General features: G+C 31.8%; 16 protein-coding genes and 2 pseudogenes. 5 read left to right on the top strand and 13 right to left on the bottom strand.

Translation table 11 applies throughout. From position 1 onward, the window contains the following. Positions 1-86 precede the first annotated feature (86 nt). Both HCG70_RS16420 and HCG70_RS16425 read right to left on the bottom strand, forming a co-directional pair. Positions 87-956 (bottom strand): annotated as a pseudogene (locus tag HCG70_RS16420) (Gfo/Idh/MocA family protein); the annotation flags it as partial. A gap of 8 nt (positions 957-964) precedes the next feature. After that, on the bottom strand, positions 965-1,663 hold the full coding sequence (locus tag HCG70_RS16425) for an MgtC/SapB family protein (RefSeq protein WP_311776481.1): 699 nt from the start codon (positions 1,661-1,663) through the stop codon (positions 965-967). A 231-nt stretch (positions 1,664-1,894) separates the two neighbouring features. Between HCG70_RS16425 and HCG70_RS16430 the strand changes: the two genes are divergently transcribed. The 5 genes from HCG70_RS16430 to HCG70_RS16450 all read left to right on the top strand — a co-directional run bounded on the left by HCG70_RS16430 (position 1,895) and on the right by HCG70_RS16450 (position 5,038). After that, positions 1,895-2,770 (top strand): S66 peptidase family protein, encoded by an 876-nt coding sequence (locus HCG70_RS16430; protein ID WP_221698026.1) that lies wholly within the window; start codon positions 1,895-1,897, stop codon positions 2,768-2,770. A gap of 46 nt (positions 2,771-2,816) precedes the next feature. Next, positions 2,817-2,981, top strand: a complete 165-nt coding sequence (locus HCG70_RS16435) for a hypothetical protein (protein ID WP_172676194.1) — start codon at positions 2,817-2,819, stop codon at positions 2,979-2,981. 189 nt (positions 2,982-3,170) lie between these two features. Continuing rightward, entirely contained in the window at positions 3,171-3,545 is a 375-nt protein-coding gene (locus HCG70_RS16440) for a GntR family transcriptional regulator (protein ID WP_055277827.1), read from the top strand. A gap of 2 nt (positions 3,546-3,547) precedes the next feature. After that, positions 3,548-4,399 (top strand): ABC transporter ATP-binding protein, encoded by an 852-nt coding sequence (locus HCG70_RS16445; protein ID WP_055277828.1) that lies wholly within the window; start codon positions 3,548-3,550, stop codon positions 4,397-4,399. Positions 4,400-4,402: 3 nt separating this feature from the next. Continuing rightward, positions 4,403-5,038, top strand: a complete 636-nt coding sequence (locus tag HCG70_RS16450; RefSeq protein WP_042396499.1) for an ABC-2 transporter permease — start codon at positions 4,403-4,405, stop codon at positions 5,036-5,038. A 109-nt stretch (positions 5,039-5,147) separates the two neighbouring features. Here HCG70_RS16450 and HCG70_RS16455 read toward each other — a convergent pair whose 3' ends face one another. The 11 genes and pseudogenes from HCG70_RS16455 to HCG70_RS16505 all read right to left on the bottom strand — a co-directional run bounded on the left by HCG70_RS16455 (position 5,148) and on the right by HCG70_RS16505 (position 14,054). Beyond that, on the bottom strand, positions 5,148-6,695 hold the full coding sequence (locus HCG70_RS16455; RefSeq protein WP_195955365.1) for a response regulator: 1,548 nt from the start codon (positions 6,693-6,695) through the stop codon (positions 5,148-5,150). 111 nt (positions 6,696-6,806) lie between these two features. Then, positions 6,807-7,274, bottom strand: a complete 468-nt coding sequence (locus tag HCG70_RS16460) for a hypothetical protein (RefSeq protein WP_221698027.1) — start codon at positions 7,272-7,274, stop codon at positions 6,807-6,809. A gap of 289 nt (positions 7,275-7,563) precedes the next feature. After that, entirely contained in the window at positions 7,564-7,827 is a 264-nt protein-coding gene (locus tag HCG70_RS17865; RefSeq protein ID WP_396021006.1) for a glycoside hydrolase family 95-like protein, read from the bottom strand. A gap of 6 nt (positions 7,828-7,833) precedes the next feature. Next, positions 7,834-8,886, bottom strand: a pseudogene (locus HCG70_RS17870) (glycosyl hydrolase family 95 catalytic domain-containing protein); the annotation flags it as partial. Positions 8,887-9,025: 139 nt separating this feature from the next. Further along, on the bottom strand, positions 9,026-9,754 hold the full coding sequence (locus HCG70_RS16475) for a bifunctional 2-polyprenyl-6-hydroxyphenol methylase/3-demethylubiquinol 3-O-methyltransferase UbiG (protein ID WP_022262569.1): 729 nt from the start codon (positions 9,752-9,754) through the stop codon (positions 9,026-9,028). Positions 9,755-9,833: 79 nt separating this feature from the next. Then, positions 9,834-9,989, bottom strand: coding sequence for a transposon-encoded TnpW family protein (locus tag HCG70_RS16480; RefSeq protein WP_221698035.1), 156 nt, complete (start codon positions 9,987-9,989; stop codon positions 9,834-9,836). 295 nt (positions 9,990-10,284) lie between these two features. Further along, on the bottom strand, positions 10,285-11,718 hold the full coding sequence (locus HCG70_RS16485; RefSeq protein WP_260457848.1) for a virulence-associated E family protein: 1,434 nt from the start codon (positions 11,716-11,718) through the stop codon (positions 10,285-10,287). Continuing rightward, entirely contained in the window at positions 11,627-12,280 is a 654-nt protein-coding gene (locus HCG70_RS16490; protein WP_221698030.1) for a CHC2 zinc finger domain-containing protein, read from the bottom strand. Before HCG70_RS16490 ends, HCG70_RS16485 begins: the two co-directional genes overlap by 92 nt. A 129-nt stretch (positions 12,281-12,409) precedes the next feature. Beyond that, positions 12,410-13,432 (bottom strand): hypothetical protein, encoded by a 1,023-nt coding sequence (locus tag HCG70_RS16495; RefSeq protein WP_221698031.1) that lies wholly within the window; start codon positions 13,430-13,432, stop codon positions 12,410-12,412. Positions 13,433-13,459: 27 nt separating this feature from the next. Next, on the bottom strand, positions 13,460-13,759 hold the full coding sequence (locus HCG70_RS16500; RefSeq protein WP_221698032.1) for a hypothetical protein: 300 nt from the start codon (positions 13,757-13,759) through the stop codon (positions 13,460-13,462). Between the two features lie 4 nt (positions 13,760-13,763). Then, complete coding sequence (locus HCG70_RS16505) at positions 13,764-14,054, bottom strand: hypothetical protein (protein WP_221698033.1); 291 nt, start codon at positions 14,052-14,054, stop codon at positions 13,764-13,766. Between the last annotated feature and the right edge of the window lie 256 nt (positions 14,055-14,310).

Here is a 14,310-nt window from a genome sequence, read left to right on the forward strand (position 1 = left end):
TGTACAATTATTTTTTTGAAAATATAGAAAAAGAGCTATCGCTAGCGGATTTTTTTACCCGCTATTGCGACAGCTCCTTTATATTATTAATTAATATCCGCTTTAAATACTATTCCTGCTTTTTTTCTTGCAGTAGTTTGAACTTCACTTACAATCAAACTATGTTCTAACATTTTATAGCACATATCTAAATCATGGTTTTTAATAGCATTTATAAATTCTATAAATTCACTAACCATACGATTATCATACTTATTTTCATTAATCAAAGTAGTATTTCCATCATTCATTATAATCTTAAAATTCCCACAAACATTAACTGGAGTATCCATGTATATACATCCATTACTTCCTTGAATGTTATTTGCAATTGGCGCTTTACAATCTTTAGCTCCAACACAAACACACTTAAACTTCTCATAATCTAAAATTAAAATTCCTGATGTATCTATTTTCCTTTCTATATTAGGATAATACTCAACATTTTTAGGTTTACCAAATAATCCAATTACATAATGAATATTATAAATATTTAAATCCATTAATGCTCCACCAGAAAATTCAGGATCAAAAGCTGGTAATATAGTGCCTTCCTTAAAGCTATTATATCTACTTGAATATTGTGAGTAATTACATTGAACTATTTTTATATCACCTAATGTGGGAAGTAATTCTTTTACCTTTAAGTAATTAGGTAAATATTCTGTTGTAATTGCTTCAAAAAGAAATAACTTCTTTTCTCTTGCTAAATCATTTAATATTTTAGCTTCCTTATAATTTGATGTTATTGGTTTTTCAACTATAACATTTTTATTATATTCTAAAGCTTTCTTTGAAAATTCAAAATGAAGATTATTTGGTAATGCTATATACACTGTATCTACATCACTTTTAAGTAATTCTTCATAATCATAAAAAACTTCTTTAATATTATGTTTACTTTTTAACTTATTTAATTATTTTTCTAATTTATTTCTTGAAGAAAAATAACTTCATTTTTATTTGTAATGGACTCTATAAAATCATAATGACATACTTCTCTTGATATCTTAAGCCCAAGTAAAATCCCTATTAAATCATTAGATGATACATTGTTATTACTTATTTCTATATCACTAATTTTTACATTTTTACTTTGTATATCTTGTAATAATCTTGATGCTGCTGTAGTTGAGTTCACTAAGATATACAATGTTATATTTCTTGAATTTCTATTAATTTTTTTATCAATATTAGCAAGAGCAACTGTAACTGCAGAAATAAATAAACATCCTATAATTGCTCCTGAATAAAATCCTGCCCCAATAGCTAGTCCCATACATGCACATGCCCAAAGTCCTGCTGCTGTTGTTAACCCTCTTACTTTATTCTTTCCAGTAACTATAATAGTACCAGCTCCTAAAAAACCAATTCCACTTATTACTTGTGCTCCAAGTCTAGTTGGATCAGTATATCCATTATATATTTTACACATATAAATATTAGTTATCATTGCAAGAGTTGCTCCAATAGATACTAGTATATGAGTCCTAAGTCCTGCTGGTCTTCTTTCTCTCTCTCTTCCATACCCAATTATTCCTCCAAAGATCACAGCCATTGTAAGTCTAAGAATTATAGAAACCAAGTTCAAGTCCTCTAAATATAAAGCTATATCTTTTATCACATTAAAACACCTCCCCTTATATATTATTAAGTTAAGAGCAGGTTATTAACTAAGTTTTTAATTAATTTTAAATTTATTGGCCAATAATTCATTTTACACACTATATTAATGCAAAGCTCATTAATTCCGCACTTCATATATACACTAATTTATAATCATTTAATTTAATTGAAGTTTCCACTTTCTAGTGCTACTATAATATAAATTAATTCTTATAATGGAGGAAAAATTATGTCTATATTAAATAAAAATGACAAAATTGCTATAGTTGCTTGTTCAAATGGTCAACCTATAGCTAATAAATTCAAAATTGATAATTTATTAGAACTCTTAAAAAAGTTAAGCTTAAATCCTATTTGTAGTAACTACATATATGAAACTACATCTCCATTTAATGGTGCTGCTAAAGATAAGGGAAAAGCCTTTATGGATTTATATAGAAATAATGAAATAAAAGCTATCTTTGATATCTCTGGTGGTGACCTTGCAAACGAAGTTTTAGATTATTTAGATTATGATTACATATCTAAAAATCCTAAACCTTTCTTTGGTTATAGTGATTTAACTACGGTTTTAAATGCTATTTATTCTCAAAGTAATACCCCTGTTTATCTTTATCAAATAAGAAATCTTATATCTTCAGATAGTGAAAATCAAATTTCTAACTTCACTAATAGCTTACTTAATAATGAAGATGATTTATTTAAGTTTTCTTATAAATTTATTCAAGGTTCAAAAATAGAAGGAACTGTTGTTGGCGGAAATATTCGTTGTCTTTTAAAGTTAGCGGGTACTAAATATATACCTGACTTTACAGATAAGGTTTTACTTTTAGAAAGTATGGGTGGCGAAGCTGGACTTATGTCTGCCTTTTTAAATCAACTTAAGCAAATGGGAGTTTTTGATAAAATTCAAGGGCTAATACTAGGTACCTTTAGTAAAATGCAAGAAAATAATATAACTCCTACTATTGAAGAATTAGTACTAAGCATAATAGATAATCCTGATTTACCAATTGCTAAGACAGAAGAAATTGGTCATGGTGCTAATTCTAAATGCATAATCATTGGAAAAAATATTTCATTATTTAATCATAAATTCAAATAATATATAATTAAATTTTTCACACTAACATATATTGGAGGTAAATAAAATGAAACGCTGTTTATATTGCAAAAAAAATTTAGATAAAAGTTTTATAGAAAATAAAATAGGTTATTTTTGTTCTGATGATCATTTTGATAAATATATTAAATCATTAAGTAAAGAGGAATATATAGAGCTGCAAAACTCAATTTGCGTTTGCAGTGATGACTAAACTATATAACCTTTTCATAATTTATATATTCTAAGGTACTTAAAGTTAAGAGATTATTTTATTAATTATTTAGTAAAATAATCTCTTTTAATTTTATAATCTTTTTCTAAAAGCATATTGACTATTAATCATCAAATTGATATTATCTGTATATAATATATATATACACTTATACACGGAGGTGAACACTTGGATATATTAATTAGCAATTCATCACCAGTTGCACTTTATGAGCAAATAGAAACTCAAATAAAAAATCAAATATTAAATGGAAATTTGAAACCTGGAGATCCACTTCCATCAATAAGATCATTAGCAAAAGAGCTTAAAGTAAGTATTATAACCTCTAAAAGAGCTTATGAAGAACTAGAAAAAGAAGGCTTTATTGAAACAGTTATTGGAAAAGGAACTTTTGTTTCCGGTTCAAATTCTGAAAGGTTAAGAGAAGCTGCCATGGCTGAAATGGAAGATAAACTTGAGGCTGTCATAATATCTGCTAAAGCTCTAGGGGTAACACTTGATGAATGTATTGAAATTTTAAAAAGTATTTATGAGGAGGTATAAATATGAATTCTATTGAAATTCGTAATTTACAAAAAAATTATAAGAATTTTTCTTTAACTATAGATAACCTTGAAATACCAGAAGGATATATTACTGGATTTATTGGTCCAAATGGCTCTGGTAAAACTACTACAATTAAATCTTTACTTGGAATGATTAAGCCTGATTCTGGCGAAATAAAAATACTAAATTCCCATATCAATAAAGATACTAAAACAAAAGAAAATATTGCTTATGTTGGTGATGAATCTGGATTCTTAGAAGAAAGCAAATTAGTTAATCTTCATAAAATAATATCTAAATTTTATTCTAACTGGGATGAAGAGTTATATAAAAAATATATAAATAAATTTAAAATAGATGAATCTAAGAAATATAAGGATTTATCTAAGGGACAAAAAAAGCAATTTGAACTTATAATGGCTTTATCTCATCATCCAAAACTATTAATAATGGATGAACCAACCTCTAGTTTAGATCCTATAATAAGAAATGAATTTTTAGACCTTATGCAAGACCACATGGAAATGGATAATATGACTGTATTTTACTCTACTCATATAACTACAGATTTAGATAAATCTGCTGATTATATAGTTATGATATACAATGGAAAAATACTTCTTAAAGGTGAAAAGGATGAAATTTTAGATAATCATACACTTGTAAAAAGCAAAAAAGATTTAATTGATAATAGTATTAAGAATGAATTTATTTCATTAAAAGAATACGCCTTTGGATTTGAAGGTTTAATATCTGATAGAAAAAAAGCTTATGAACTTTTTGGTGATGAGGCAATTTATGAAAAATGTACTCTTGAAGATATTTTATTATATTACACTAGGAGGGAGTAATTTATGAATAATATTAGTAATTTAGTAAAACTTCAATTTAATTCATTACTATCTATAAAGAAAAATTTACTTATTATATTAGCACTTGGAATATTTTTTGCTGCTGTTCAACCAACTATGATTGTTTTTGCCGGTGCCATGTATTTAATGATGGCTACCTATACAATTACTTTTTATGAAGAAAGAAGCAAAATGAATTATTTAATATATTCGTTACCTGTTAAGACAAATGAATATATTTTTTCCAAATATATATACTGCTTATTAAACACAGTTATTGCGGTAATAATATCTACAATTCTATCTGTAATTGTAAATATATTAGGAACAAATGATTTAGTTTCTTCTATGCCTATATATGTTATTCCTTTAGTTACTATGGGTATAGGTATATTTTTCACAGCAATATTAATGCCTGCTACTCTTTTACTAGGCTTTGAAAATGGAAGATATGTTCTAATGTTTATTGCTATTGCTCCAATAGTATTTTCTACTTCTTTGCTAGAAATATTAGCTGAAATTAATATAACTTTTAACCCTACACTGTTAACTATTTTAGGAATATTAATTACAATTACAGTATTACTTCTTTCTTATTTTATTACATGCAATAGATTTTCAAAAAAAGAAATTCATTAATAAATCTTGAAAGAATATATTTTATAAATAAAAATTAACAATTCATTTTAACCTTTATAAAAAACAAAAATAAATGGTAAGGTATAAACTAAACCTTACCATTTATTTTCTAAACCAATTCTTTAAATTTTCCTAATTCAATCTGCTTCTTATAATTTAAAGGACTTACTCCTACATATTTTTTAAATTTACTATGGAAATAATCTATATTTTTATATCCAACCTTTTCACAAACTTGATATACTTTTATGTTATCTTCCATAAGTAATTTCTTAGCTTGTTCTATTCTTATATTATCTAAATAAGTATTAAAACTCATACCAGTATGACCTTTAAATACCTTTCCTAAATATGCACTATTATAATTAAATATTTCTGCCAAAAGTTCTAATTTTAAATCCGTATAATAATTCTTTTCAATATATTTAACTATTCGCTTTATAGACTTATCTGAAGAATTAAGAGAAATAACCTTTGAAACATTAATCAATCTTTTTTCTAAAATATCTATAATTTCTTTTAAACTTTCAGTACTATAAATCTCCTTTATTATTACCTCATTATCTAAAATTAAATTTTTATCTATTTCATAATCGCTTTTAATTTTATCATAAAACTCTAAACAATTTTTAGTAACTAACACTTTAATTTCATCTTCAGTATAAAACTTAGATTGAATAAGTTCTGCCAAACCTTTTAACAATTCTTTAATCTTTCCACATTCTCCAATTTCAACATAAGTACAAATTTTATTTATAATATCCATCTCTTCAAGTAAAAATCTTTTTTTACTAATTTCTCTTACTCTCTCAGTAGTTAAAATTTCCTCATTTAAAAATAAAAATCTAGATTTCATTAATTCATTAGCAGTATTATAAGATAATAAAATATCATCTATGCTACTAACCTCTTGTCCTACTGTTACAAATATTCTTCCTTTTAAACACTTATTAATTTCTTTATTTATACTATTTAATATATTAAATGAATGATTACTATTAACATCACAAAATAATATTGCAACCTTATCTTTAACCTTACAAACCTCAATGCCATTTAAATTACTTAACTTTTGTTTTATACAACTTTCAAGTTCAATTAAATTTTCATTTTTTGTTTTCTCATCATAATTTAATATCAAAGCTACAGAATAACTTGAGTAATCTAAAGAATTTGTAAGTTCTTCATAATCCTCTACCTTTTTTCCTAACATAAGTTGAGATAGTGAATATTCTTTAACGTAGTCTTTTTGTTTTTCAATATTTCTTAATTTATTTTTTTCCTCTTCTATTTCATTTCTTAAATTAACAGCTATATCATATAGCTCATCTTCATCTATAGGCTTTAATAAATAGGACTTTACTCCATACTTAATTGCAACCTTTGCATATTCAAAATCAGAATAACCACTAATAATTACAAATTTACCTTTAAATCCATTATCTATACTTTCTTTAATTACATCTAATCCAATCTTTCCGGGCATTTTAATATCTATTAAAACTAAGTCTGGATCTAGCTTACATATTTTATTATATGTATCATCTCCATCACTACCTTCACCACAAACATAAAATCCAACTTCTTCCCATGGAACTATATTCTTAATCCCCTCTCTTACATATGGTTCATCATCTGCAATTAAAACTTTTAACATTTATTCTCTTCCCCCTCAATAGCTGGTAATATTAATACAACCTTTGTCCCAATATTTAACTCGCTAAATACGTGTATACCATATTTTTCACCATAAAAAATTTTAATTCTTTCATTTTCCATCAATTGCATTTTTATACCATTCACTTTCTCTTATTTCATCATCAACTTTTATAATATTAGACCCATTTAATAGTGTTTCATTATCTACATAAAGCTTTATGCTATTAAAATCGTTATAGTATACTAAATAATCATTTAATACATTAAAACTAGAATATGCTGTTACTACATCTCCATAATTATTATAATTTTCTGTAACTAGTGCATGAATATTATCATCTTGGTAAATCATATCTGAAGTATTGATTGCTAATTTTAATGCTTCCTCCATTCTACTTTTAATAGTTTTATTATTATATCTCCCCTCACTAATTGCATTTTGTACTACTATATTATTCATTCGAGATGTTAGGTATCCACCAATAATTACTACAGTTACTATTACTATTAACAAATAAGAAATAATTAACTTACTCCTTATTTTCATATTATTTATTACATTTTCTATTATTCTCATTTCTCAAATACCCACTTAAATTACATTTTTACCTATAAATACAATATACCACATTTTTCTTTGTAATTGTATACAATATTAAATTTATAATACTCTTATTAATTTTTATCACTAATAATACTAGTATTATTGATAGAATTATTGCAGTATTTTTTATTACTCTAGTATAGTAAACTATAAATAGATAATACTTTAATAATCACATGTAATCCCACTTTTCTTAAACATATAGCTAAAGGCAGAGTATCATTTTTATGAGCTCTGCCTTTACTACTATGCTAAGCATTAATTATAATCTATATTTCTTACCTGCTATAGTATCTATTTCAATGCTCTCATTAATCATTGTTCCAATATATTTTTTACCAAACTTTATTTTACATTTACCTCCAACTTTTGATGTTATAGAAAGTTTTGTTATCTCATTATTATCCCATTTAAAATCTATAACAAATCCTCCTCTAGCCTTAAGCCCTTTTATATATCCACACCTCCACGCCTTTGGAATAGCAGGTAATATTTCTATAATACCTGTATGACTTTGAATAAGCATTTCTGCTATCCCTGCTGTTCCTCCAAAGTTCCCATCAATTTGAAATGGAGGATGTACACAAAATAAATTCATAAATGTTAAATTCTTTAATAATACATGCAAATACTTATTTGCTAATTCAGCTTCTTTTAATCTAGCATAAAAATTAATTATCCATGCACAACTCCAACCAGTATGTCCTCCACCTTGATTCAACCTTCGTTCTAGTGTTTTTTTACTAGCTTCAAGTAATTCAAAATTATTTTTTTCTGAAATTTCTCTACCTGGATAAAGTGCAAATAAATGTGACATATGCCTATGGCCTGGCTCATATTCATCAAAATCCTTATACCATTCTTGAACTGCTCCAAATTTATTTACTTTATATTTAGGTAATCTTCCAAGTTCTTTTTATAGTTCTTCTTTAAATTCATTATCTACTTTTAATACATTAATAGCAGCTATACAATTGTTAAATAAATCTCTAATTATAGATATATCCATTGTAGACATCATACTTGCACAACATTTTCTTCCTTCATTATCTAAGAAATTATTTTCAGGTGATGTTGAAGGACATGTTACTAAGTTTCCATCCTTATCTTCAATTAAGTAATCTAATAAGAATATAGCTGCACCCTTCATTATTGGATAGGCTTCATTTTTTAAGAAGTTTTTATCTCTTGTAAAATCATAGTGTTCCCAAAGATGTTGACACATCCATGCTCCACCCATAGGCCAAAATCCCCATTCACTACTTCCCTGTACTGTACTTGAATATCTCCATAAATCAACATTATGATTTGTAGTCCATCCATTACAATTAAACATTGTTTTTGCAGTACTCGCTCCAGTAACACTTAAATCTTTTAACATATTAAAAAGCGGATTATGACATTCTGATAAATTACAAGTTTCTGCTCCCCAATAATTCATTTCTGTATTAATATTTACTGTATAATTGCTACTCCAAGCTGGTCTTAAGTCTTCATTCCAAATTCCTTGTAAGTTTGCTGGTTGACTTCCTTCTCTTGATGAACTTATTAAAAGATATCTTCCATATTGAAAATATAAACTTATTAATCCTGAAACAAAATGTCAATAGTTTTTTAATCACTTTTTTTTAAATGGGCAAAAAAATAGAGCATATAGATTTCTCTATACACTCTACCTTTTCATTTAATAATATTTTTGAGTTCGACAAACTGAAAGTTGTTTATTAAACCTTTTTAACCTTAACCAACAACATCATAGGTCTACGCATTTCATTACACATTCCCGGCATACCCATCATATCTGCCGGAGGCATTGCTTCCTCAATAGCCTCAATTTGAAAACCACATTTTATAAGTGGATTCAATATCTGCGTTAATGTGTGGTGCTGTTTAATTACTCGTTGACCAAGAAAATTGGTTTCTCTTTCGCCTGTGTAATAGTAATTGTCGATTGGCCAATATTTAGGTTTCCCATTTTCATCATAAATCCAATCCTCATTAACACCTGCGGTGAAAGTCGGATGTTCAATATTGAATAGGAAATACCCACCTACTTTTAATGTGCAATACACCTTTTGATAAACATTAGCTAAATTTTCGATATAGTGCAGTACCAGGTTAGAAACAACTAGGTCATAAGTATTTTCAGGATAAATGTATTCTTCAACACCGCAAACTTTATACTTGATTTTGTCATCAGAGTTATCAGCTACTGCTTTTGCAATCATTTTTTGACTACTATCAATACCAAGAATTTCAGTAGCTCCCATTTGTGCGGCATATTTGCAATGCCAACCGTAACCACATCCTAAATCCAAAACTTTTTTTCCCTGTAATTTAGGGAATAACGGTTGCAACTGATGCCACTCTCCAGCAGCTTTCAGACCATCTTTGCTTCTTCCCATTTCCGCATATGCGGCAAAAAATTCACTATTATCGTAAATATTTCTCATTGATAATTACCTCCACAACTACCGATTTGTTACTCACATAATATCACACTTCTTCTACAGTTGCATCTATATATTTTCATTACACTTCCATTCTGCTCGCTTCTGTCACCAGCATCCGGTTAATCTTCTCCTGCATGGTTTCTTTTGCGCCCTCATTAAAGTGATAACGGACAACATATACCGTCTGTCCGATTTTCTTTGTAAAAGTGTGTCCCTGTGTCGCTGTATTCATCATTTTTTCCACAATCATCAAATTCCTTTCTGTTATATGCCCGACAGAGAGAGGTTCGTATTGTCTCTGCCGGAAGTTTATCTGTAAACTGTCAACGTAATTGTCAACATGGAGTTTCAAACTTCTTATGGATGTTTTTTTCTATCTTCCAAATACATCCCTAAAGTTTTTTGAATATCTTTGTTGACAACTGGTAAAAATATCAAAATCACCAGTAAATATAAGGGTTTCGGCTGTCAACAAGATTGTCAACAAGCGGTGAATTTTCGGATAAATCGACAGCCTTACGGTGCCAAAATCAGCCTTTCTCTCTGTCGGGCAGGTCAAATGGAAGTTCCAGCTGCTCTGCCTTTGTCAGCTTCGTAAATCCATCTTTATCCGGTTCGTTGACATTCTCATCCTCTGTTCCTTCCCGAATCCAGCTCCGCTGTCTGCCATAACCTTGCTTTTCAAATCTGTGAATCCCGGCTCTCTTCCAGCCTGTGATCTGGGTATCCATGATTGAACAGATCTCATTGGTTTCAAATTTCTTTGGTTCCCGGTCAAAATGGTCAAATGCTTCTTTCCAGATCTGCACCGAGCATACATGAGTTCCTTTGTAGGCATCCAGCCATCCCTGAATCGTTCCAGCCATGGTATCTTCCTGCGTGAACTGTTTCCGGTATTCCTCAATCTCTTTCTCCATCTCTTTTGAGAATTTCAACAGACTGTTTTTATTCTCCGTTGTCCAGTAGATCACCATCGCTTCTGCCCACAGCTGGTCAAAATATGCTCTGGCTTCTTCCTCATCATCTAGGATATGTTTCTCTGCCTTACTGCTGTCTATGGCAATCGGCAGGAAACGTCTTGCCCCGGTACGGTCAAAAGGAATAAACTGCCGTGTGTTCGTTGATCCGGCGAAGATACACTGACGCTTCCGATCTTCCCCATAGACTGCATAGGGATCACGGTAAGAATCTTTCTGTCTGGTCAGGAATGATTTGATTTCTTCATTGTTCTTTGCACTGATCGTAGCGATCATCTCCGGCATTTCTATGATCCAGTGTCCCCGAAGGTATTCATAGACTTTATTGTCGCCAAGATTGCGTAAGTCATCGGAAAACCAGTCATCCTTTAAGGCAAGGAAGCGAAAAAAAGTTGATTTTCCGGCTCCCTGCTGACCGACCAGACAGAGCATTTCATCCGCTTTGCATCCGGGACGGTAGATCCTGCTCAACGCTTCCATAAGGAAATGCTTCATTACCTCATACACAAAGTCCGAAGCATCTGCTCCCATATACCGTTGCAGGACATATCGAATCCGTTCCTGACCGTCCCATTCCAATTCTTCCAGATATTCGCAGATCGGGTGGTAAGCCCGGCTTTTTGCTTCCATCCTCATTGCTTTATCCATACAGTTTTCACTGCAAAGGCTGTAATATCGTTCAAAAAAATAATAATAATACGTTCTGGCATCATCATCCAGCTTGCAGATCTCATCGTTCCACCAGAGGATCTTTACAATATCAATCCGTCCGGTCAGCTTGTTGTATTTCAGGCTCTCCCGGATATACGGATCATATCTCAGTACAAGTATATAATTATCCACGGTTGCTTTGACCGTTCCTTTCTGTGTCAGCTCAAGCATATCCCGGACTTTTTTAATCTCTTTCTGGTCCACGGTTTTTAACATTTCTTTTATGGCATCTTTCTGCTCCTTTGTCACAATCTCCTTTATCTTTGTATTGCTCAATCCTCTCTACCTCCTTTCTCTTTTCATTGACCAGTGCTTCTTTCTCTGCCTGGTCTCCAAACAGCAGAATATCCAGATAATACTCCACTGTGGACAGTTCCCTTAATGCGGTCATAAACCGTTTGTCCCATTCTTCTTCCTTGTTCTTCGGTGCATACTGCACTTTCCAGTCCAACAGCAGACTCCGGTAATCCAGATATGCCCTCAGACACCGCAGGAACTCTGACTGCCATTTTTCTTCCGGTGTTGATTCCGGCTTCTTCATGGGTATCGGCTTTCTCTTAAAACCATCGTTCCAGTCGGCATAAGCAATTCCAAAATCATCAGCCAGCTTCTGTGCTGCTTCTTTTAATCCAAGCCCAAATAACTGTGCCGTAAAATCTATCGCATCCCCGGTGCAGCCACATCCGAAGCAGTAATATCTCCGGTCAACTTTCATACTGGGTGATTTATCATTATGGAAAATACAGCGGATCAGTCCACTCCTGTTCGGCTTTAATCCATACATTTCTGCAGCCTGCCGGACAGTCACGTTCTGCTTCACTTCATCAAATAGTCCCATCCTGTTCTCCTTTCTGTCTCTGACTTTTTCCCAATTATGGGAAGTAGTTTTTCAATCAAAATAAAAAGGCATTTTGTCCTGTCCTCTCGGAATCAACAAAATGCCCTATATCTCCAAATCACTGGAACGTTATTTTCCTTTATTCAGTTGCTTTCTCTCAGCTTCTTCTCTTTCAAGTTTTGCTACATTCAATGCAAGCTTTTCCCGAATGGAAGGCTTCACTTCTTTTTTAATTTCTTCTACAACTGCTTTCTTTTTCTCTGGCTGTTTTAACTGACGGACGATTTTTCCAACTGCCTTTTCCATCGCATTTTCAATCTTCCGGATCAGACCATCCAGCCTTTTTACCGCATACTCTTTTTCTTTCCGGGATGCCTTTCGTTCCGGACTCTGAATCCACTTTTTGGAATCTTCTGCCAGATAAATATCATCCTTCCGGGTAGCCAGTACCGCTTCCCTTGCAACCTTCTCCACTGCCTTGTCGTATGCTTCACTGGATACTTCATCAAGCAGCGTTTCCACATCTTCAATACGGATAGTCAGCTGTTGCAGTTCCTGTTTCTGTTCTTCAATCAACTCGCCCTGACTCATGATCCGGTCAGAATTGGAAATGAATTTTTCTTTAAATTCCCTCTCCTGCTGAACCAGCTTTTCTTCCTGTTCCTGTATTTTCTGTTCATTCCCACGAACCATGATCCTCTGTTTTGCAATGTCCAGACGGTTGGCATTGACTATATCAATCTGCTGTTCAATCGTTTCCTGTTGTTCTGCAATTTCTTCTTTCTGCTTCATGCGGATGTAATCCTGTTTCTCCAAATACTGCCTTCCTCCATAGGACGGTTCTTCATCCAGTTCCAGTCCATGACGTTTGCAGATATCCAGAAACATCACCCGGCAGGCAGAATCAAAAACCATCTTCCGGTTGTTTGTCCGGGATCGTGCTTTGTCCGGCTGTGGCAGTTCAAAGCCAAGCTGCTTTAATGCTTCTTCCTGCTCCGGTGTCAGAGTTTCGATCACCTTCTTGTAGGCTTCCTCAACTTCATCTGGTTCCACTTCTGTCTGCTGTTTCAATTTCCAGTCCGTATACGATTTTCCCATGTGTTCGGTTATCGTCAGGTTGATGAAATCTTCAATTTCTTTTGTCATTTTCATTCATGACCACCATTCCTTTCACACGCCTTATTCTGTCAAAGCATCTAACATAGCCTGCATTGCTTCTTTCAGTTTTAAGCCGTCTCTCAGTCCCATACGGTAATAAAATTCATTCAGGTCACTGCATTTATTTGATGTGTCTGTCAGGTAATCAAACAGAACCTTCTCCTGTTTCTTTGGCATCTTCCGAAGTACCTTTTGTAGTTTCAATTCCAGTTTTTCATTGAACGGATCATACTGCTTTCCATCATTTTCCTGATAAACCTGTTCCATTCTTTCCCCGATCAAGTCATTCATAAACTCTCTCATTTTCTCTGTTACTTCCATCTGCTTAATCTCCTTTTAAACTAATCTTGATTGTTTCCAGCCACACGACCGCCCAGCCGGAAAGGACAGGCAGGATATAAAGTGCAAAACCTACAAGAAGCATTTGGAACACTCCTTTACATGTCTCCTGCCCAAATCCATAACTTAATATTGCTGTGATGCAGATAATTCCCGACAGGATATGGAATACAGTTGCGTACAGCCATGTAACAAACATGACCATCAGTTGTACGACTGTCAGGCATATCCGCACTGGCAGAAGAATCACTTTCACAATGATTTTTACAATTCTCATGACTGTCCACCGCCCTTCACTGTTTCAGATACTTGCGGTAGTTATCCATGACAGAATCGGTAACTCCGCTTTTGTATATCTTGCGGATATCCACAATCTTTTCATCTTTCAAAAGTTTCAGCCAGTCCAGCAGGTCTTTTCTGCTGTTGGCAAAGTTACAGCATTTTCCGTCTGCATATTTATAAATGCTAAGATAAGAATGTACAGAGTGACCAATATTTCTATGTATAATACTAGGTAAAATTTAACACAGTAT

The organism is Clostridium sp. K04, from assembly GCF_019734375.1.
Classification (GTDB): Bacteria; Bacillota; Clostridia; order Clostridiales; family Clostridiaceae; genus Clostridium; species Clostridium saudiense.